Below are 17,478 nucleotides of genomic sequence, written 5' to 3'. Positions count from 1 at the left end.
GTTGTTCAGGAAATGTAGCCCATAAGACGATTCACAATAGCCTCGCTGTTCTCTTCCGAACGGCAAATAATCAAAATGGTGTCATCGCCACTAATGGTGCCCATAATTTCAGGCCATTCAATGTTGTCCAGTAATGCTGCAATCGAATTTGCCGTCCCCGGCAAGCACTTCATCACGATCAAATTGGTCGTATAGTCAATATGCAAAAAGTTATCCACCAATGTACGTTTCAGCTTCTGCGCCGGGTTATATCGCTGATCTGAGGGCATCGAATACTTATATCTGCCATCATCCATCGGAACTTTAATAAGCAGCAGTTCCTTGATATCCCGAGATACGGTAGCTTGAGTGACCTGAAAACCAGCCTTGCGTAAAGCTTCCACCAGATCGTCCTGCGTTTCAATTTCCCGTTGTGAAATAATTTCCCTGATTTTAATATGTCGTTGACCCTTCATAAAATCCTCCTATGGATTAATCTTCATATTCCTCTTCTTCGATGTCTTCCACCAATGTAATAAGGCGGATACTCCGATCGTCCGTATCAACGTACAATACGCCCGCACAGCCCGGATAAAGCAGTAGATAAGGCATAAGCCTGTCCCGCAAATCAGGACCATTCCACTCCATCGGTCTCTTGCGACGTGACGTTTTGACCATATATGTCGAACCTTTTCGCACAGCCACATAGTCTATAAACAAACGGCTATACACGGTATGTCCATTCACTTTAAAAGCAAGCGGTATTTTCATCTTTCCGCCCACCAGTTCATAACCCGCGTCTTCCAGCAAGTCCACAGCAGGCCCTTCGTCCATTTCCTCGTTAATCGGTATAGTCTTTAACACAAGCGGTCCCGGCTCCTTTAACCAGGTACGCAGGCCGTAAAATGCCCATACTGCTAATATTACGCCGATCACAACAATGATAACCGTATCATATCGCGTATCCATGAATCGATCACCTCATGGACATATTCTAGGACAGAAGGTAAAATCCCTTTTCTCCTGTATATCTCATTATAGGCGAACGTGAGTTCGTTAATCAATCCCTCACACCAAAAAGAGGTTCCCTTAAGTTCACAGAACTCTTGAGAACCCCTGAATGTTACTTACGCGACGGACCATTATTGAAGGTCTGACCTGCTTCCTGAACAGTAAGGTCAATTAACGGACGGAAATCAACATTTTCGTTTTGCGGATCTACACTAGCCGACTTATCCAAACGCCAATGCGCCAAAAATTCTATATTGCCTTCCCCACCCGTAATAGGGGAATAAGCCAATCCTTGCAGCGAAAGTCCTAGCTCATGCGAGAACGTCAGGATGGTTTGCAACACTTCTTTATGCGTTGCGGAATCGCGGACGACGCCGGATTTCCCCACCTTTTCACGTCCGGCTTCAAATTGCGGCTTAATCAGAGCCACAATGTCAGCAGGCTGATGCAGCAACGCAAGCAATGGCGGCAAAATAATACGCAGCGAAATAAAAGAAACATCAATACTTGCGAAATTCGGTACAGGACCGTTCAAATCCGCAGGTGTCATATACCTGAAATTCGTTTTCTCCATTACGCATACCCGTTCGTCATTACGAAGCGACCAGTCCAGTTGATTATATCCCACGTCAATGGCATATACATATTCCGCTCCATGCTGGAGGGCACAATCCGTAAAACCTCCGGTGGATGAGCCGATATCCAGCATCGTCCTGCCCTTCATGTCCAGCTCGAATTGACGGATAGCCTTTTCCAGCTTCAAACCTCCACGGCTTACATACGGATGCACTGCACCCTTTACTTTAAGCTCGCTATCGCGAGGCACCTTCATACCCGCCTTTTCGATCCTTTCACTGTCGGCCAGTACCAGACCTGCCATAATGGCAGCTTTGGCTTTTTCGCGGCTTTCAAAAAAGCCTTGTTCTACAAGTAATACATCAATGCGTTCCTTCGGAACAGACATGTTAATCTCCCTTTAAGGCAGCTACGCTGCTTTCGTCATACTTTTTCATAAATAACATCGTTTTCGCTTCAATTCCCCTATACCGATTGTCCCATGCCATACGCTGGCTCGGAAGCCCATTTGCGAAGCTTCAGGCATACGGCTTCCACGGTAAGACCCACTTCGGCGCGTTGCTCCTTGATCGAACCATGCTCCACGAACATATCGGGAATCCCCATCAAGCGCACCTGTGCATCCTGTATTTCTTCTTTGGCGTAAAATTCCAGCACGGCGCTACCCAAGCTTCCCGCTTCGGAAGCTTCTTCCAATACGATCAGCTTTGTATGCTGACGAGCCAGCTCACGCAGCATATCTTCATCCAACGGCTTGAGGAAACGGGCATTCACAACTCCCACCTGCAAACCTTCTCGTTTCATCGCGTCCGCAGCCTCTGTTGCCACCTGGAGCATTGGCCCCGAAGCGATTACAGCGAAGCCCTCACCCTTGCGTAAAGGCTCCCAACTGCCAATAGGTATAGCTTCCAATTCTTTGTCCATCGGCACACCAACCACATTTACACGCGGATAGCGGTAAGCAATCGGGCCATCGTCATAATCGAGCGCTGTCTTCATCATATGTCGCAGCTCGTTTTCATCCTTGGGCATCATAAGCACGAGATTCGGGATATGACGCAAGAACGCTACATCAAACACGCCATGGTGGGTTTCCCCATCCGCCCCGACAAAACCGGCACGGTCTATCGCAAACATCACGTTCGCATTGTGACGGCAGATGTCATGTACAATTTGGTCATAAGCACGCTGCATAAAAGTGGAGTATACCGCAAATACCGGCTTCATCCCTTCCATTGCCAAAGCGGCACACATGGTAGCTGCGTGCTGCTCGGCAATGCCGACGTCAATCATGCGTGCAGGAAATTCCTTACTGAACGGCACCAGCCCTGATCCACCAGGCATAGCAGGTGTAACCGCAATGATACGCTCATCCTGCTCAGCCAGCTCAATCAGCGTTTGCCCGAAAATTTCCGTATACATCGGATTGCCCACGGCTTTGAGTACCTGACCGGATTCAATTTTGTATGGACTGATTCCGTGCCATTTATGTGAATCTACCTCCGCAGGCTTATAACCTTTACCCTTGGTAGTTACAACATGCACCAACACGGGGCCAGTGACGTTATCCGCCTGCTGGAAGGTTTCAATCAACTTGGGCAGATCATGTCCGTCTACCGGACCAAGATACGTCAGCCCCAGTTCCTCAAATAGCACGCCCGGAACCATCATATATTTAAGACTGTCCTTGACACGGCCAGCCGATTTGGCAAGTTTACCACCGATAGCAGGAATCTTTTTCAGCAAAACTTCCAGCTCATCCTTCGCCCGCAAATAATGACGGTCCGAGCGGATTTTGCTCAAATAATTATGCATTGCTCCTACGTTCGGCGCTATGGACATTTCATTGTCATTCAGAATGACCATCAAATTTTTACGTTCATGTCCGATATGGTTTAGCGCTTCGAAGGCCATGCCTCCAGTCAGCGCTCCATCTCCAATCATAGCAATGACTTTATTGTCCTCGCCCTTCAAATCACGAGCCAATGCCATCCCCATCGCGGCCGATAGAGAAGTGCTACTATGTCCAGCTTCCCAAACATCATGCTCGCTCTCGCTTCTTTTTACAAAACCGCAAAGTCCATCACGCTGGCGGAGGGTATCAAACGATCCATCCGCCCTGTCAATATTTGTGCACGTAGGCCTGATGCCCAACGTCATAAATCATTTTGTCCTTCGGACTGTTATAGCAGTAATGCAGGGCGATTGTGAGCTCAACCACTCCCAGATTCGATGCCAGGTGCCCCCCAGTCACGGACAGCTTCTCAATCAAAAGCTCCTGATTTCCTCGGCTAGAGAATCCAACTCCTCAACCGACAGTGATTTCAGATCGCCTGATTGCTTTATGTGTGGAAGCAGCACGCATATCTCCCCGCTTTCCTTCAAGTTTGTGTGTAAAGTTAACAAATATTATATCACACTTTTTCGTCATGCTTAAACGCAGACAAGTCAAACAGACCTATCCATGCTAATGATCTCGCTTCATCAGGTAATCGGCAATCTCCAGCAAACGCGAAAAATCAGGTATACCGCCTTCAATTAACGCATTTTTAGCCGAAGCTGTGAGTTCCTCCACCTGCTGCAAAGAAGCCTCCATACCGATAAAATACGGATACGTAACCTTCTCCTGTTCAACATCGCTTTGCGTTTTTTTACCCAGCTTGCTCTCATCGCCCACCAGATCCAGGATATCATCCTGAATTTGAAATGCCAGTCCCAGATCGCGTCCAAAACGGCGAAGCGCCTCTAATTGACCCTTATCCGCTCCCCCGATTCGTCCACCAGCCAGCAATGAGAAAATAATCAAATCAGCGGTTTTGTGGAGATGTATATACTCCAGTTCCTCAATTCCCGTCATCCCTTGTTGGCCGGACATATCCGCGACCTGACCGCCCACCATGCCCCGCGCTCCGCTCATTTCAGATAATTCCTCCACGATGGACAGCAGCGCATCGGATGAAATTCCGTGACGACGACCCGCCTGTACGACACTGTAAAAAGCGTGGGTCAGCAATGCATCCCCTGCAAGTACAGCAACCGCCTCACCGTATACCTTATGATTCGTCAGTTTGCCCCGGCGATAATCATCATCATCCATGGCTGGTAAGTCGTCGTGAATCAGGGAGTACGTATGTACCATTTCTACCGCACATGCTATTGGTAACGCTGCCTCCCGGCTTCCGCCGAATGCTTCGGCAGCTGCGATCACAAGCAGAGGCCGCAGGCGTTTTCCACCTGCGGTGAGTGAATAATTCATGGATTCACGAAGAACGGCGGGAATGCTCCAATGAGCTGGGAATTGCTTGGTCAATTCAGACGAAACCTCATCCACCGTCCCGGTCAAATATTCCTTAAACGACGGTTTATTCAACGCCTTCACCACCGTTTTCATCCAATCCGCCGCCGAAAGGCTTCTTGCGCAAATCTCCGTCCTCTTCCACAATCATTTCAATTTTACGTTCAACTTGCTCCAGCTTCTGACTGCAAAGCTGAGACAGCTTCATACCACGCTGGAACAAATCAATGGCTTGCTCCAGAGGAACGTCTCCATGCTCCAGTTGTCCGACAATTTCTTCAAGAGCTGCCATAGCCGCTTCAAAATTCAATTCCGTTTCATTCGCCACCGTGCTTCGCGTCCTCCTTCATACCCCATACTTGGCAGTCCAACTGCCCGTCACTCACTTTAATCTTGATGGAATCCCCCGGCTGTACATCTTTTAGCGACTTGATTAGCCGTTTCTCCTGCTCATCATACACAAGGCTGTAGCCTCGCGACATGACCTTGAGCGGGCTAAGCGCATCCAACTGACGAATACCCGCGTGCAGCTGCTGCCGTCCCGTCTTGGTAATAGCACGCATTGCAGACTCCAACTGACGCTGTGCCGCATCTGTCTGCTTGCGGGCCGACCGGATTTGTTCGCGCGGGTTAAACCGCTCCAGCACCTGACGCATACGCGCGTTCTTCTCCGCGTTCAAACGTGAACGGTTGCTTGCTGCCCGAATGAGCCGCTGATGCAACATATCCATCCGCTCCGCATGCTGTAGCATATAGCGGCGCGGATGCAGCAGCACCGGTGAGCGCCGAAGCCGGGTCAACCGTTCACGGCTGGTTTCCAGCCTCTGTCGAAGGGCGTTGCGCAACCGTTGCTCACGCTGGAGGAGCTGATCCCGCAACTCTTGTTGATGAGGCACAGCCAGCTCGGCGGCAGCGGTCGGCGTAGCCGCACGCAAATCGGCCACAAAATCGGCAATCGTAAAATCCGTTTCATGCCCGACGGCCGAAATAACCGGAATCGCCGATGCATAGATGGCACGAGCAACCGCTTCCTCGTTAAACGCCCATAGCTCCTCCAGCGAGCCACCGCCCCGCCCGACGATCATCACCTGAACCTCCTGCATACGGTTCATGGCTTCAATCGCCTTGACGATCGAGGGCGCAGCACCTTTCCCCTGCACAAGCACAGGATAGAGCACAATTCCGGCTTGCGGATATCTGCGTTGAAGTGTCGTGATAATATCACGCACGGCAGCTCCGGTTGGCGAAGTAATGACACCGATTGTCGCTGGATGTGCAGGCAGAATACGCTTGCGGGCGATGTCAAATAACCCCTCAATATCCAGCTTTTGCTTGAGTTGCTCATATGCAAGGTAGAGACTCCCGACACCATCAGGCTGCATCTGGGTCGCATAAAATTGATATTGTCCATCCCGTTCGTACACGGATACGTTTCCCCGAGCAATAACACGCGTACCTTCCTTCGGTACGAAGGGAAGCCGTTGATTATGGGTCGCAAACATAATCGAACGGATACGGCTGCCCTCATCCTTGAGCGTAAAGTACATGTGACCACTCGAATGATGCGTAAAGTTAGAAATTTCCCCGCGTATCCATACGTCGGACAGTACCTGATCCGATTCCAGTTTCATCCGGATATAGCGATTCAGGTCCTTAATAGAGTAAATACGCTGTTCAGCCACAGGCAACCGCCCTTATGCCAAACCGTGCGACCGCTTGGCCGCTACGAGCGTATTTTGCATGAGCATAGTAATCGTCATCGGACCTACACCGCCGGGAACAGGCGTAATCGGACCGGAAACTTGCTTCACGCTCTCAAAATCAACGTCACCCGCCAGTTTTCCGCTCTCCAGACGATTCATGCCTACATCAATAACCACCGCTCCGGGTTTCACGAACGAAGCATCAATAAAGTTGGCTTTGCCGATGGCAACAACTAAAATATCCGCTTGCCGACTCAGCTCGGCTATATTCGCTGTACGAGAGTGACACATGGTCACCGTAGCATTTTCGCGCTGCAATAACAGCGATACCGGCTTGCCCACGATATTACTGCGACCAATGACCACCGCATGCTTGCCTGCAATTTCTACCCCGGCACGCTTAATCAGCTCAATGACTCCAGCAGGAGTACAAGGCAGAAGGCTATCATCACCGATAACCAGATTCCCCACGTTTACCGGATGGAATCCATCCACATCCTTCTCAACTGCAATAGCATCAATGACTGCTTTTTCATGAATGTGTTTGGGCAACGGAAGCTGTACCAGAATCCCGTGAATATTACTTTGGTGATTCAGCTTGTCCACCAGCTCCAGCAACGCTTCCTGCGAAGTATCCGCTGCCAACCGATGTACCTCGGAATAATAACCGAGATCATGACATGCCTTTTCCTTGTTTCTAACATACACCTGAGAAGCAGGATCTTCACCTACCAGTACGACAGCCAGTCCAGGCTGAAAGTTGTGCTCCTTCAGACGGACGACCTCCTGCTGAATGCTTGCGCGAATATCCTTAGAGATTTGTTTGCCATCAATGATCGGTGCTGACATGTTCAACCACTCCCCAACCTGAGTAAAATAATCTCAACTTAAAACCGTGCTTTCAGCTGCTCCAGCTCTTGTATAATCCGTCCCAGAACACCGTTGACAAATTTACCTGACTCCTCGGTGCCAAAATGCTTGGACAATTCAATCGCTTCATTGACTGCGACTTTAGCCGGCACATCCTCACGGAAAATCATTTCATATGCCGCCAGTCTCAAAATTTGGCGATCCACGCGTGAAAGTCTGCTGATCTGCCAGCCTTTAAGATAATCCACCAAAAGTTTGTCAATCGCTTCCTTGTGTTCCCAGGTACCCCGCACATGCTCCAATACGTAAGCCCTTAACACTGCTGCATTTTTGATGACTACTTCCGCTTCGTTATCCTCTGCCGCTTCCTGGAGCAACATATCTACTGCCGCTGCTGCATCCACTTCATTCATTTCCATATGGTACATGCTTTGTACCGCTATTTCCCTCGCCAGACGTCTTTTCATGCCCTGCCTCCTACGCTTGCCTGTATCTATTTTTTCATTTTAACCAATTCCACAAAAAAACCTGTGAACGCATCCTCCAAAACGTTGGGCGCAAAGAAGCTACAGCTCTATTTTGGAGAAAGCGTATCACAGGGTTCATTTAAAAGGACGCCAACGTTGCGACAGCCAGTCGCTCCATTCCTTCCAAGGGAGGAGGGAACCTAGCGCTGAGTCACTACGTCTTCCTAGCGTATATCCGATGAACACCATCAATGCAAAGAACAACATATTCCAAAAGCCTGCCCACAAATAAATAAACCCGAAAAAAATACCGGCCGTAATCCCCGTGATCCGGCCCTTGTAACTTCCCCATATTTCTTTCCAGGGCATCTGGGAAAATCACCTCTATTCCACACGACTCTTAAAGCTTGGTGACTGAGAAACATTGGCGATGTACACAGACACATTGGACACAGGAATTCCCGTAATTTCTTCAACATGGTCGTGTACCCCCTTTTGTACCTCGGAGGTTAACACCGGAATGGAGCCTTCCCCATCCACAACCGCCCGAATCGTAATATCAAGTCCCGATTCCAGCACGCGAATACGTGCTTTCAAGTCCTGTACTCCACGAAATCTGGAGGCTGCTTTGAGACACAGATTTTCGATGGTATCCACTGAAATCTGAATGTCACCGTACTCTGTTCGTTGATCAATAGAGTGCTGTACCGTTTGATTCCGGCGAATGGAGATATAGAAAACCCGGAGACTCAACAACAACAGTACTCCTGCAATAATCAAGCTGGTAAACCACACTACCCGCTCATCCTGAATGCTTAATGCATACGGAATGGCCCCGCTCAGGAGGAGGATGGCGAGAATGGAAATAATTCCGATACTTAAGCTGTACAAGAACAGCAGAAGTCTGTCCATAACTTTAGCCACGAAACGCACAGCCTCCTTAAATTAGAGTAAACCCTCGACCCTTAAGGGTCGGGGGTTTGTACAAAGTATCGCTCTATTTAACCCGTCCGGCGCCCAGAACTTCTGGCTCTTCTACTTTTTCGGCATTTTTGAATTGAACATCGTGAATTTGCACGTTCACTTCAACAACGTTAAGGCCAGTCATGGTTTCAATGGAGCGCTTAACATTGTGCTGAATAGCAGCAGCCACCTCAGGCAGACGGTTACCGTACTCAATAATGACGGAGACGTCTACAGCAGCTTCACGCTGTCCGACTTCCACTTTTACACCTTTGGATAAATTTTTGCGGCCCAGCAGTTCGGCAAATCCGCCTGCAAATCCACCACTCATTCCCGCTACGCCTGGCACCTCAACGGTTGCTAGTCCGGCAATGACTTCAATAACCTCCGGGGCAATCTGAATCTCCCCAATTTCTGTACGCTCGAATTCGGTTGGCACTGTGCTCATACCTTCAACACCTTTCGGTAAAATAAGTTTCACTTCAGCTTTGGATTTCAAAGCAGACATGCTCACTTATTATCCATACTATATCATTTGGCGTTCATTATGACAAACTGAGGAAATATACCGATTAAACTTCGTTTTCCTCCAAAAATTTAATATCAAAATCGCCTTTGATGAAGGTCGGATGCTCCAACAATCGTTGATGAAAAGAAATCGTTGTTGGTATGCCTTCAATGGCAAACTCGGACAGAGCCCGCTTCATTTTGGCAATCGCTTCCTGACGTGTAGGCGCCCACACAATCAATTTGGCAATCATAGAGTCATAATAAGGAGGAATGCTGTAACCCGGATAGGCTGCGCTGTCTACGCGTACCCCAGGGCCGCCTGGAGGCAGATAAAATCCGATTTTACCCGGTGCAGGCATAAAATTGCGATCAGGGTCCTCGGCGTTAATACGGCACTCTATCGCCCATCCATTGATGGTGACTTCTTCCTGAGTAAAGGAAAGCGGATGCCCTTCAGCGACCAAAATCATTTCTTTAATCAAATCCACACCAGTAATCATCTCCGTTACGGGATGTTCGACCTGAATACGTGTGTTCATTTCCATAAAATAAAATTGATTATCCGGTCCGAGCAAAAATTCCAGTGTTCCCGCACCGGAGTATTGTACAGCCAAAGCCGCACGAACGGCTGCCTGACCCATTTCTTCACGCACATCCTGCGAAAGTACAGGACACGGAGCTTCCTCCAGCAGCTTCTGACGACGGCGCTGCACAGAGCAGTCCCTTTCGCCCAGATGCGCAACATTGCCGTGCTTGTCCGCTATGATCTGAATCTCCACGTGCTTCATACCGGTCAAATATTTTTCCAGATATACACCCGCGTTGCCAAACGCTTTTTGCGCTTCCTGCTGGGCGGTAGTGATCTGTTGAATAAGATTATCTTCATCCTCGGCGATACGGATACCTTTACCGCCGCCACCTGCTGTGGCCTTGATGATCACGGGATAGCCAATATCGCGAGCAATGGTAATGGCATCCTGCAGATCCTCCACCAGCCCGTCCGAACCCGGAATGACCGGAACCCCGGCATCCTTCATCGTCTGCTTGGCGACAGCCTTGTCTCCCATTTTGTTAATCGCTTCAGGAGAAGGACCAATAAACGTAATATTGCAAGATTCGCAAATTTCAGCGAAGTCGGCGTTTTCAGCCAAAAATCCGTAACCTGGATGAATCGCATCACATTCAGTCAATGTCGCAACGCTCATCAGGTTCGTAAAATTCAGGTAGCTGTCCTTGGACAGCTTCGGTCCGATACAGTAAGCCTCATCTGCGAGACGCACATGTAACGAATCCTTGTCGGCTTCCGAATATACGGCAACCGTCGAAATATTCATTTCGCGGCAAGCGCGAATGATACGAACCGCAATTTCTCCGCGATTCGCAATCAATACTTTTTGAAATGTCATGACTTTATCCTCCCTGGGAGCAGTCTGGCTGAACCCTCAAAAAAGGGTACAAGCAAGCGTCTTACTCCGGTTTCACAAGGAACAATGGCTGGCCATACTCGACCAACTGTCCGTTTTCGGCCAAAATTTCCACAATTTCGCCCTTCACTTCAGCTTCCAGCTCGTTCATCAGCTTCATCGCTTCAATAATACACACCGTTGTTTTCTCGCCTACTTTACTGCCGATACTCACATACGAAGCCGTATCCGGGGATGAAGAACTATAGAAAGTCCCTACCATCGGAGATACGATTTTATGTAGATTGCTTGCATATTCCTTGTTTTCCCCAACAGATGCATGTCCTGCATCGGATTGTGCTTGTGGATTCGGAATAGCAGTTTGTGGTGCCGCTGTATAAACAGGTGCTGCCACAGGGGCCTGTACAGTAACGATCTCGCTTTTGCCCGGTTTACGGATCAACAGCCGAGTTCCTTCATTTTCAATTTCAAGCTCATGTACAGACGTTTCATCCACCAGCTTGATCAATTCCTTAATCTCGCTTAATTTGAACATCTCTATTAATCACTCCTTCAGCATTTTGCCGGTTGCTGATAACATTGTTGAAACAGCTTTATGTATTATATCACAATCATTAAAAATAGAAAGAGCCCGGAAATGTGCAGAAATCCGGGCTTTTTCTCGATTTTTGTCTTATTGTGTAACATACTGGACACTGATCTTATCCTGTGTTACGTTCAATTCTTTCATGACTTTATCGACGATCGTTACCGCTTGTTTAGCATCCAGTTTTTCACTCAGAACTACTACCTTGTATTTATCAGCATCTTCTTCGCGGACAACCGCATTGGCGAACTGCTGCTGAAGCTCTTCCTCAATTCCGGTAATTTTCGCCTGTTTGTCTTCCAGTACATGTAGTTCTTTTTGTGCTTCAGCGGCTTTTTTGGCAGTGCTATCGTTCATTGCAGTCGTCAGCTCGTCATTTTTCTTTTGATTTGCCACATCCCGCTCCAGCAAGTAGTTGTCGATAACAGCAGCGGCCGTAGGCTTCGCGGCTTGTTCCGTTGCCACCTGATCGAGTACCTGCTGGTCTGTTTTCGCGGTGGACGCTGTTTTGTCCTCACTTTTTGCCGTCGTATCTGGCGTGGCAGCAGTAGTGTTTTGATCCGATTTAGCAGACTCGGTAGCCGGGGCAGCGGCCGTATCTTTATTTTCGCCTGTAGTAGATTGAGTAGCAGGATCCGTTGCGGCATCCGTGTCCGTCTTTGCGGAAGAGACAGTCCCTTCTCCGGTAACTTCACCATTGGTCACCACTTCATTCACTTTAAGCTCGTTCATTTGTTCTTCTGCCTTGCCTGCCGCTTCCTGGGCGGTATCCTGCTTGGCCTTGCTCACTTGTTCACTGTCCGCCACAGGTGGATTAGCCGGGCTAGAGTCCTCCGTAAACAAATAATACGCAGACAGTACGACCATTAAACTCAGCATGGACACCAGCCAAACGGTTTGTCTTTTGTTATTCATGTTCCGTCCTCCAATATGATTAAATTAGGATTTTCATTTATCACTGCTTATGATTTAATCTATCCCTGCTTACGTGGGACAACTGAAATTTTATAGGAAGGGACATTAAGCCCTTTCTGTACGGCATCCACAATCAACTGCTTCACGGTAGGGTTTTCTGCTCCCATCGCCACAACCAGCACTCCCCTCACCTGCGGTTTTACTTTTTTGGTAACAATCGGGGTGTGCTGGCCTCCTGACGATTCATAGGTGACAATCTCTCCATCGCGTGTGTATTGAGTGGTATGTCGCTGACCGCCATTGGCATCCGTCTCATTATTTTCTTCCTGCATATCCTTCACATTGCGCTGAACGATGACTTCCTCAGTGGAGTCAACCGTAACCATAACATCGACTGTCCCTACACCAACAATCTGCTCCAGCATCTGCTTCATATTATCTTCGAACACCTTCTCAATTCCGGCAAAGGAACTTTCCTCACCCCCCGTTGTCTGAAGTGAAGGTTCATTTTTCATCACGCCAGGCGGCTCCCGCCCCACGTTTTCAGGATCCACCTTTTTCACATTCACGAACGAATTAAAAAGCATGATCGCGACCCCGATAAGACCGAGAATAAGCAGCCAGCGAAATGAATTAAACCTTTTGGGCCCGTCTGCCCCCCGCCCATCCATTGCTCCAGCTTTTTCATCCATTTGCCCATTTCTGCTCACCTCCCTGTTACCATTCATGTGTACCGTCCTGCGAAGAAAGCACCTGAACATTTTTGCTGTCGATTCCCCATCTTTCGTGCAGCAGCCTCGTAATTAGACCGAAAGTTTGCGTGTCCGCTATCTTTTCACCATCAAAGGTTTCCGCACTACTATTGGCCCTCTCCGGCGCTCCCTTCTTTTGATCCGATGTTTTTTCAGGGATTGGCTCTACGTGGATATTTACTGTTTTTTCAGCTACAGGCTCTACCATAATCGGCTTGGAGTCCGCACCTGGCGGAAGATTCGTACTTTTCTCCTCACGTCCAGCCTGCTGCTCCGCCAGCTTAACCACTACAGATTGTATTCCCGTTCCAGCCTCCAGATTCGACGATTCCTGCTTCATCTGAGCAAGCGTAACTTGAACCGATTGAATCGCTAACCCGGTATTCTGCTCCAACTGTCCCTTGATTTCCTTGGCGACCTCTTGACCAGCCCACTGCATGGAACTTTGCTCCTGCTGCTGCTTCAACTTGCTGCCTTTTGCCAAAATTTCCTCCAATGTCGGTTCGCTCTTACCTGTCTCTGCTTGGCGCTGAAGATCAAATGCACGTCCCAGAAGCTCGGAAGGACTGGTACTCAGCAAACGCACGACCGGAGAGAGTAGCGTCAGTAGAATAAGCAGGCTGAGTACGAGCTTCACATACCTTTCCATGGAACGGCTTGGCAAGGTCATATCGATAAAAGAAGCCAGCAGCACAATCAGCACCAGTTCCTTAAGCCAGCCTCCCAGCCAGGTCACGTTACTCCCCTCCCCCCGTTTGATTGTCGATCATTCACCTCATCATGACCGTCATATTGCCTGCCGCGAGCATGATCGTAATCGCAAGGAAGGACATTAACCCCACTGCCGCCAGCGCTGCGAAGACATAAATCATGCTTTTACCGATTGCATCCAGGCATTCCACAATAGGCGTATCTCCCAAAGGCTGCATAATCGCTGCTGTGACTTTATAGATCAGGGCTAGCGTCAGAATCTTGAGAGCAGGAAAGGCACATAGGAACAGGATAATGATGACTCCCACCAGACCAATAGCATTTTCACGAGTAACGAAGCCGAAATGACCGTATCTGTCGCATCTGCCAACGCCTTACCCACCACCGGAACAAAGCTGCCTGTAACATACTTGGCCGTTCGAATGGTTAACCCGTCAGTAACAGACGACGTCAAGCCCTGTACCGAAATGACACCCAGAAAATGGTCAGCAGCACCCCCAGCACCCCCACTCCGGCGTTGCGAAGCAGATCGGCTAATTGGGTCAGCTTGTATTTGCCTGTCAATGAGTTGACCAGATACAACACCGCCGAGAAGAACAGCAACGGGAACACCAGCGTATGAATGACCGTCCCGACCGTGTTGATCATAAATACAATTAGCGGGTGGGTGACCGAAACCGTTACGACGTTGCCCATCGAGGCCAACATGGTAAACAGCAGAGGCAGCATCGCCATCATAAAGTGAATCATGCTGTCAATGGCTTCTTTTGCATAACCAATCGCTACACTAAAGCTGTTAATCGCCAAAATGATAATGACCATATATACAATCGCGTAGGCGACCTTGCTGACCTGATTACTTTCAAAAGCACTTTGTAGAGTTTCCAGCACCATACTCATAATGCTGAGCATAACAATGGTGACGAGCAGCTTGGCGTTGACCCGAATTTCGTGGATGAAAAAGTCAGCTATGGCGCTCAATACACCCTTAATACTGAATCCTTCACCGCCCGGAAGCAGCATGTCCATGAAGGAAGGCGTTTTCTGATCAGGGAAAAATCCGCCATATTGCTGCATCAGCCCGTCCCAATAATGCTCTACCTCATCTTTGGGCATCTGCTCCGCCTGTTGTCTGATCCATTCATTCGTAGGTGTATCTGCAAAGATAACTGCAGCCGAGGCACACCAGAGGCATAGTAGCAAAATGACCACCACTTTGAGATTCGGCATGCCCTCCAGCCTTTTCATGGCATCACCCCCTCAGGCGGGCATCAGCTTCAGAATCGTGTCAATAATTATGCTGATAATCGGGATTGCCAGCACCATGATGAGCACCTTTCCTGTAAGCTCAATTTTGGAGGCAATCCCGTCTTGTCCCGCATCCCGAACCACCTGCGCTCCAAATTCGGCAATATAAGCGATGCCGATAATTTCAGAACGGTTTTAAAATAAATCATATCCATGCCCGATGACCTCGCCAGACGCTCCAGCACAGCAACCACGGACCCAATCTTGCCAATCAACAGTAAAAAATGACGATTCCCGCGGCTGTCGCAATCAGAAAAGCAAACATCGGCTTCTGTTCCTTAATGACCAAATAAGAACTGTGGCAATCAGGGCGAAGCCGACCACCTGAATGATTTCCATGTATCCACCTACTGAAAAAGAAAGATAGATTTGATCTCTTGCAGAAGGTTATCCAGCATTCGTACCACCATGAACAGCACTACAACAAAGCCGATAACCGTTACCCAGTGGGCCATATCTTCTTTGCCCATTTGCTTGAGTACGGTATGAATCATGGCGATAATAATGCCAATTCCGGCAATCTGAAAAATAGCGTTCACTTCTAAATTCATTCGAGCACCCCGCTAATAGATCAAAATGACGATCAATGCTCCGATCAGCAGTCCCAGGCTTCTGCTCATGCGCTCGTATCTCACCTGATCCGCCTGCGCCTGTGCTTCCTCATGAGTTAGCTGCTGGATGGTTAGCGCAATGTGCTTGATCTGGTCTTCACGGTCGCTGGTTCCGAGACTGTAAGCAAGCTGCCGCATCGCTTCCTTCTCGGCCTGCTGCATGCTGGAGCGGCTCCACGAGGCCTCAATCGCTTTATGCAGGCTTTCTCTGGCGGTCAGCCCAAAGGAGGGGTGCATCCAGTGTGAGGCTTGCTGGAATAAGGTTCGCAGCGGCTCCCGCAACGGCTCTCCCGTCTTGGCAAAAGCATCCGGCAGCGGGGACACCCCATAGGAAACCTCAGTGGTCAGCCTTTGCAGCGCGAGAATCAGTTCTCTGATCTGCCGCGGCCTCATTGCAAACTGCCTTGCCCGCTGCCAGCCAGCCAGTGTAGCGGCGAGTATAACCAAAGCGGCTCCCAGCAGCTTAAGCATAGGAAATACCTCCGTTCTGCCCTTCTCCGGACAGCGTCAGCCTACGCTGCTTGGCATCTGCCAGCCGGAAGGAGACGCCCCGGCTCGTCCGCTCCAGCATGACGTAAAGCTGAAACAGCTCCTGCCCTGTCGTCAATCCGGCAAAAGCAGGCCGGGTCGCCATTTCAGCTACATCGCGCCCATGTGCGGAAGCAATGACTGCGATCCCCGCATGGAGCGCTTCACGCACCGCCTCGGCATCCTCTGGTCGTCCGATTTCATCGACGATCAGCACATCTGGCGACATGGAACGAATCATCATCATCATGCCTTCTGCTTTCGGACATCCATCCAATACGTCGGTTCGAGGTCCGACGTCAAAACCGGGGATGCCCTTGTGACTGCCGGCAATTTCCGAGCGTTCGTCTATGATGCCTACCTTGAGTCCGCTTCGTCGTCCCCCGTTGCTTTCCAGCCCACCGTAGCTTAGTTGCCGGGCCAAGTCCCTAAGCAGTGTTGTTTTGCCATGCTGAGGCGGGGACAAAATGAGGGTGTGAAGGATTTTACCGGACTTCCGATCCGCTACATAGGGCAATATGCGATCCGCTATACCGGGAATTGCCCGGGCAATTCTTACATTAAAGCTGCTAATATCCCTCAAATGCTCCACTCGCCCCCTGCTAAGGACCGTTCTTCCTGCCAACCCGATCCGGTGCCCCCCGGGAATGGTAATAAACCCTTTGCGAAGCTCCTCCTCCATGGTGTACAGGGAATGATTGCTGATAAAATCCAGCAAACGGTGGGCATCCTCCCGGTCCGGCTTATAGGCTTCCATATGGTTCAAAGTCAGCCGACCGGCGGACGTTACAAAATGATGTTCACCATTCGTATTAATTTCCAGCGGCCTTCCTTCCCGGACCCGAATTTCTTCCAGTTGCTTGAATACCGTTTCCGGAAGCTTTCCGAGTATACCGTGCAACGGTTCGGGAAATAACTCCAGCCATTCCATACCGATGCCGCCCCTCACAGTTCTCCTTTTTCTTTAAGACAAGTCTATGGCCGACTCTCGCTTTTTATGCCGAAAATATATTGAAAACCTAGTCGTTAATTTCAAAGCTCCTATCGGCTTTCTGCAAACATATTCCCCGCCCTCTAAAGCCCCTTCTGGGAATCTGCATAAATCAAAAAAGGCACCCCGAAGCCTTGACCGCTAAGGGATACCCTGGAACAAAAACAATAGATTCACACTAAAAAAGAGGCTGCCATTCAGCCTGACACTCGCTGAAAAGACAACCTCTTAACCTATTGCTATATTCTATGATTATCAAACTATAAATAGGAGGCGCA

General features: G+C 49.3%; 20 protein-coding genes and 3 pseudogenes. All 23 read right to left on the bottom strand.

Annotated features, from left to right (window positions below; all coding sequences use genetic code 11):
• Window positions 1-5 precede the first annotated feature (5 nt).
• On the bottom strand, window positions 6-455 hold the full coding sequence (ahrC, locus tag ASL14_RS23400) for a transcriptional regulator AhrC/ArgR (protein WP_014282217.1): 450 nt from the start codon (window positions 453-455) through the stop codon (window positions 6-8).
• Window positions 456-471: 16 nt separating this feature from the next.
• Window positions 472-948, bottom strand: a complete 477-nt coding sequence (locus ASL14_RS23395) for a hypothetical protein (protein WP_134913741.1) — start codon at window positions 946-948, stop codon at window positions 472-474.
• A gap of 154 nt (window positions 949-1,102) precedes the next feature.
• Window positions 1,103-1,954 (bottom strand): TlyA family RNA methyltransferase, encoded by an 852-nt coding sequence (locus ASL14_RS23390; RefSeq protein ID WP_134913739.1) that lies wholly within the window; start codon window positions 1,952-1,954, stop codon window positions 1,103-1,105.
• A gap of 77 nt (window positions 1,955-2,031) precedes the next feature.
• A complete protein-coding gene (gene dxs, locus ASL14_RS23385; RefSeq protein WP_257721132.1) occupies window positions 2,032-3,726 on the bottom strand; it encodes a 1-deoxy-D-xylulose-5-phosphate synthase in 1,695 nt (564 codons plus the stop codon).
• Window positions 3,689-3,787, bottom strand: coding sequence for a 1-deoxy-D-xylulose-5-phosphate synthase N-terminal domain-containing protein (locus tag ASL14_RS29135; protein WP_257721150.1), 99 nt, complete (start codon window positions 3,785-3,787; stop codon window positions 3,689-3,691). Before ASL14_RS29135 ends, dxs begins: the two co-directional genes overlap by 38 nt.
• A gap of 246 nt (window positions 3,788-4,033) precedes the next feature.
• Complete coding sequence (locus tag ASL14_RS23380) at window positions 4,034-4,957, bottom strand: polyprenyl synthetase family protein (RefSeq protein WP_134913737.1); 924 nt, start codon at window positions 4,955-4,957, stop codon at window positions 4,034-4,036.
• The gene (xseB, locus tag ASL14_RS23375; RefSeq protein ID WP_007430920.1) at window positions 4,929-5,189 is read right to left on the bottom strand and encodes an exodeoxyribonuclease VII small subunit; all 261 of its coding nucleotides are present in this window, start codon (window positions 5,187-5,189) and stop codon (window positions 4,929-4,931) included. Before xseB ends, ASL14_RS23380 begins: the two co-directional genes overlap by 29 nt.
• A complete protein-coding gene (gene xseA, locus ASL14_RS23370; protein WP_134913735.1) occupies window positions 5,179-6,543 on the bottom strand; it encodes an exodeoxyribonuclease VII large subunit in 1,365 nt (454 codons plus the stop codon). The genes xseB and xseA overlap by 11 nt, the downstream gene beginning before the upstream one ends.
• A 12-nt stretch (window positions 6,544-6,555) precedes the next feature.
• Window positions 6,556-7,413, bottom strand: a complete 858-nt coding sequence (gene folD, locus ASL14_RS23365) for a bifunctional methylenetetrahydrofolate dehydrogenase/methenyltetrahydrofolate cyclohydrolase FolD (protein ID WP_134913733.1) — start codon at window positions 7,411-7,413, stop codon at window positions 6,556-6,558.
• Between the two features lie 38 nt (window positions 7,414-7,451).
• Window positions 7,452-7,901, bottom strand: coding sequence for a transcription antitermination factor NusB (gene nusB, locus ASL14_RS23360; RefSeq protein ID WP_025683328.1), 450 nt, complete (start codon window positions 7,899-7,901; stop codon window positions 7,452-7,454).
• Between the two features lie 135 nt (window positions 7,902-8,036).
• Window positions 8,037-8,270 (bottom strand): DUF2273 domain-containing protein, encoded by a 234-nt coding sequence (locus ASL14_RS23355; RefSeq protein WP_007430925.1) that lies wholly within the window; start codon window positions 8,268-8,270, stop codon window positions 8,037-8,039.
• Window positions 8,271-8,285: 15 nt separating this feature from the next.
• Entirely contained in the window at window positions 8,286-8,825 is a 540-nt protein-coding gene (gene amaP / locus ASL14_RS23350; protein ID WP_134913731.1) for an alkaline shock response membrane anchor protein AmaP, read from the bottom strand.
• A 73-nt stretch (window positions 8,826-8,898) separates the two neighbouring features.
• Window positions 8,899-9,312 carry an Asp23/Gls24 family envelope stress response protein gene (locus ASL14_RS23345; RefSeq protein WP_134913729.1) on the bottom strand — a complete coding sequence of 138 codons (414 nt, stop codon included), beginning with the start codon at window positions 9,310-9,312 and terminating at the stop codon, window positions 8,899-8,901.
• Window positions 9,313-9,436: 124 nt separating this feature from the next.
• Entirely contained in the window at window positions 9,437-10,780 is a 1,344-nt protein-coding gene (gene accC, locus ASL14_RS23340) for an acetyl-CoA carboxylase biotin carboxylase subunit (protein WP_134913727.1), read from the bottom strand.
• Window positions 10,781-10,841: 61 nt separating this feature from the next.
• Window positions 10,842-11,333 (bottom strand): acetyl-CoA carboxylase biotin carboxyl carrier protein, encoded by a 492-nt coding sequence (gene accB, locus ASL14_RS23335; RefSeq protein WP_134913725.1) that lies wholly within the window; start codon window positions 11,331-11,333, stop codon window positions 10,842-10,844.
• A gap of 138 nt (window positions 11,334-11,471) precedes the next feature.
• Window positions 11,472-12,299 (bottom strand): SpoIIIAH-like family protein, encoded by an 828-nt coding sequence (locus ASL14_RS23330; protein ID WP_134913723.1) that lies wholly within the window; start codon window positions 12,297-12,299, stop codon window positions 11,472-11,474.
• A 59-nt stretch (window positions 12,300-12,358) separates the two neighbouring features.
• Window positions 12,359-12,999, bottom strand: a pseudogene (spoIIIAG, locus tag ASL14_RS23325) (stage III sporulation protein AG).
• A 17-nt stretch (window positions 13,000-13,016) separates the two neighbouring features.
• Complete coding sequence (locus ASL14_RS23320) at window positions 13,017-13,787, bottom strand: stage III sporulation protein AF (RefSeq protein ID WP_134913721.1); 771 nt, start codon at window positions 13,785-13,787, stop codon at window positions 13,017-13,019.
• 34 nt (window positions 13,788-13,821) lie between these two features.
• Window positions 13,822-15,010 (bottom strand): annotated as a pseudogene (gene spoIIIAE / locus ASL14_RS23315) (stage III sporulation protein AE).
• A gap of 12 nt (window positions 15,011-15,022) precedes the next feature.
• Window positions 15,023-15,409, bottom strand: a pseudogene (spoIIIAD, locus tag ASL14_RS23310) (stage III sporulation protein AD).
• Between the two features lie 8 nt (window positions 15,410-15,417).
• Window positions 15,418-15,621, bottom strand: a complete 204-nt coding sequence (gene spoIIIAC / locus ASL14_RS23305) for a stage III sporulation protein AC (protein WP_010345636.1) — start codon at window positions 15,619-15,621, stop codon at window positions 15,418-15,420.
• 12 nt (window positions 15,622-15,633) lie between these two features.
• A complete protein-coding gene (gene spoIIIAB, locus ASL14_RS23300) occupies window positions 15,634-16,152 on the bottom strand; it encodes a stage III sporulation protein SpoIIIAB (RefSeq protein WP_134913719.1) in 519 nt (172 codons plus the stop codon).
• The gene (spoIIIAA, locus tag ASL14_RS23295) at window positions 16,145-17,140 is read right to left on the bottom strand and encodes a stage III sporulation protein AA (protein WP_134913717.1); all 996 of its coding nucleotides are present in this window, start codon (window positions 17,138-17,140) and stop codon (window positions 16,145-16,147) included. The genes spoIIIAB and spoIIIAA overlap by 8 nt, the downstream gene beginning before the upstream one ends.
• Between the last annotated feature and the right edge of the window lie 338 nt (window positions 17,141-17,478).

This window comes from Paenibacillus sp. IHB B 3084 (assembly GCF_001447315.1).
Taxonomy (GTDB): Bacteria; Bacillota; Bacilli; order Paenibacillales; family Paenibacillaceae; genus Paenibacillus.
Note: the sequence above shows the minus strand (reverse complement) of the source record. Positions and strands in the feature narration are given on the sequence as shown.

Excerpts from the sequence above, each read along its gene's own strand:
- ahrC (WP_014282217.1), bottom strand. The coding sequence starts at position 455 with ATGAAGGGTCAACGACATATTAAAATCAGGGAAATTATTTCACAACGG.
- ASL14_RS23395 (WP_134913741.1), bottom strand. The coding sequence starts at position 948 with ATGGATACGCGATATGATACGGTTATCATTGTTGTGATCGGCGTAATA.
- ASL14_RS23390 (WP_134913739.1), bottom strand. The coding sequence starts at position 1,954 with ATGTCTGTTCCGAAGGAACGCATTGATGTATTACTTGTAGAACAAGGC.
- dxs (WP_257721132.1), bottom strand. The coding sequence starts at position 3,726 with ATGACGTTGGGCATCAGGCCTACGTGCACAAATATTGACAGGGCGGAT.
- ASL14_RS23380 (WP_134913737.1), bottom strand. The coding sequence starts at position 4,957 with ATGAAAACGGTGGTGAAGGCGTTGAATAAACCGTCGTTTAAGGAATAT.
- folD (WP_134913733.1), bottom strand. The coding sequence starts at position 7,413 with ATGTCAGCACCGATCATTGATGGCAAACAAATCTCTAAGGATATTCGC.
- nusB (WP_025683328.1), bottom strand. The coding sequence starts at position 7,901 with ATGAAAAGACGTCTGGCGAGGGAAATAGCGGTACAAAGCATGTACCAT.
- ASL14_RS23355 (WP_007430925.1), bottom strand. The coding sequence starts at position 8,270 with ATGCCCTGGAAAGAAATATGGGGAAGTTACAAGGGCCGGATCACGGGG.
- ASL14_RS23345 (WP_134913729.1), bottom strand. The coding sequence starts at position 9,312 with ATGAGCACAGTGCCAACCGAATTCGAGCGTACAGAAATTGGGGAGATT.
- accC (WP_134913727.1), bottom strand. The coding sequence starts at position 10,780 with ATGACATTTCAAAAAGTATTGATTGCGAATCGCGGAGAAATTGCGGTT.
- accB (WP_134913725.1), bottom strand. The coding sequence starts at position 11,333 with ATGTTCAAATTAAGCGAGATTAAGGAATTGATCAAGCTGGTGGATGAA.
- ASL14_RS23330 (WP_134913723.1), bottom strand. The coding sequence starts at position 12,299 with ATGAATAACAAAAGACAAACCGTTTGGCTGGTGTCCATGCTGAGTTTA.
- spoIIIAC (WP_010345636.1), bottom strand. The coding sequence starts at position 15,621 with ATGAATTTAGAAGTGAACGCTATTTTTCAGATTGCCGGAATTGGCATT.
- spoIIIAB (WP_134913719.1), bottom strand. The coding sequence starts at position 16,152 with ATGCTTAAGCTGCTGGGAGCCGCTTTGGTTATACTCGCCGCTACACTG.
- spoIIIAA (WP_134913717.1), bottom strand. The coding sequence starts at position 17,140 with ATGGAATGGCTGGAGTTATTTCCCGAACCGTTGCACGGTATACTCGGA.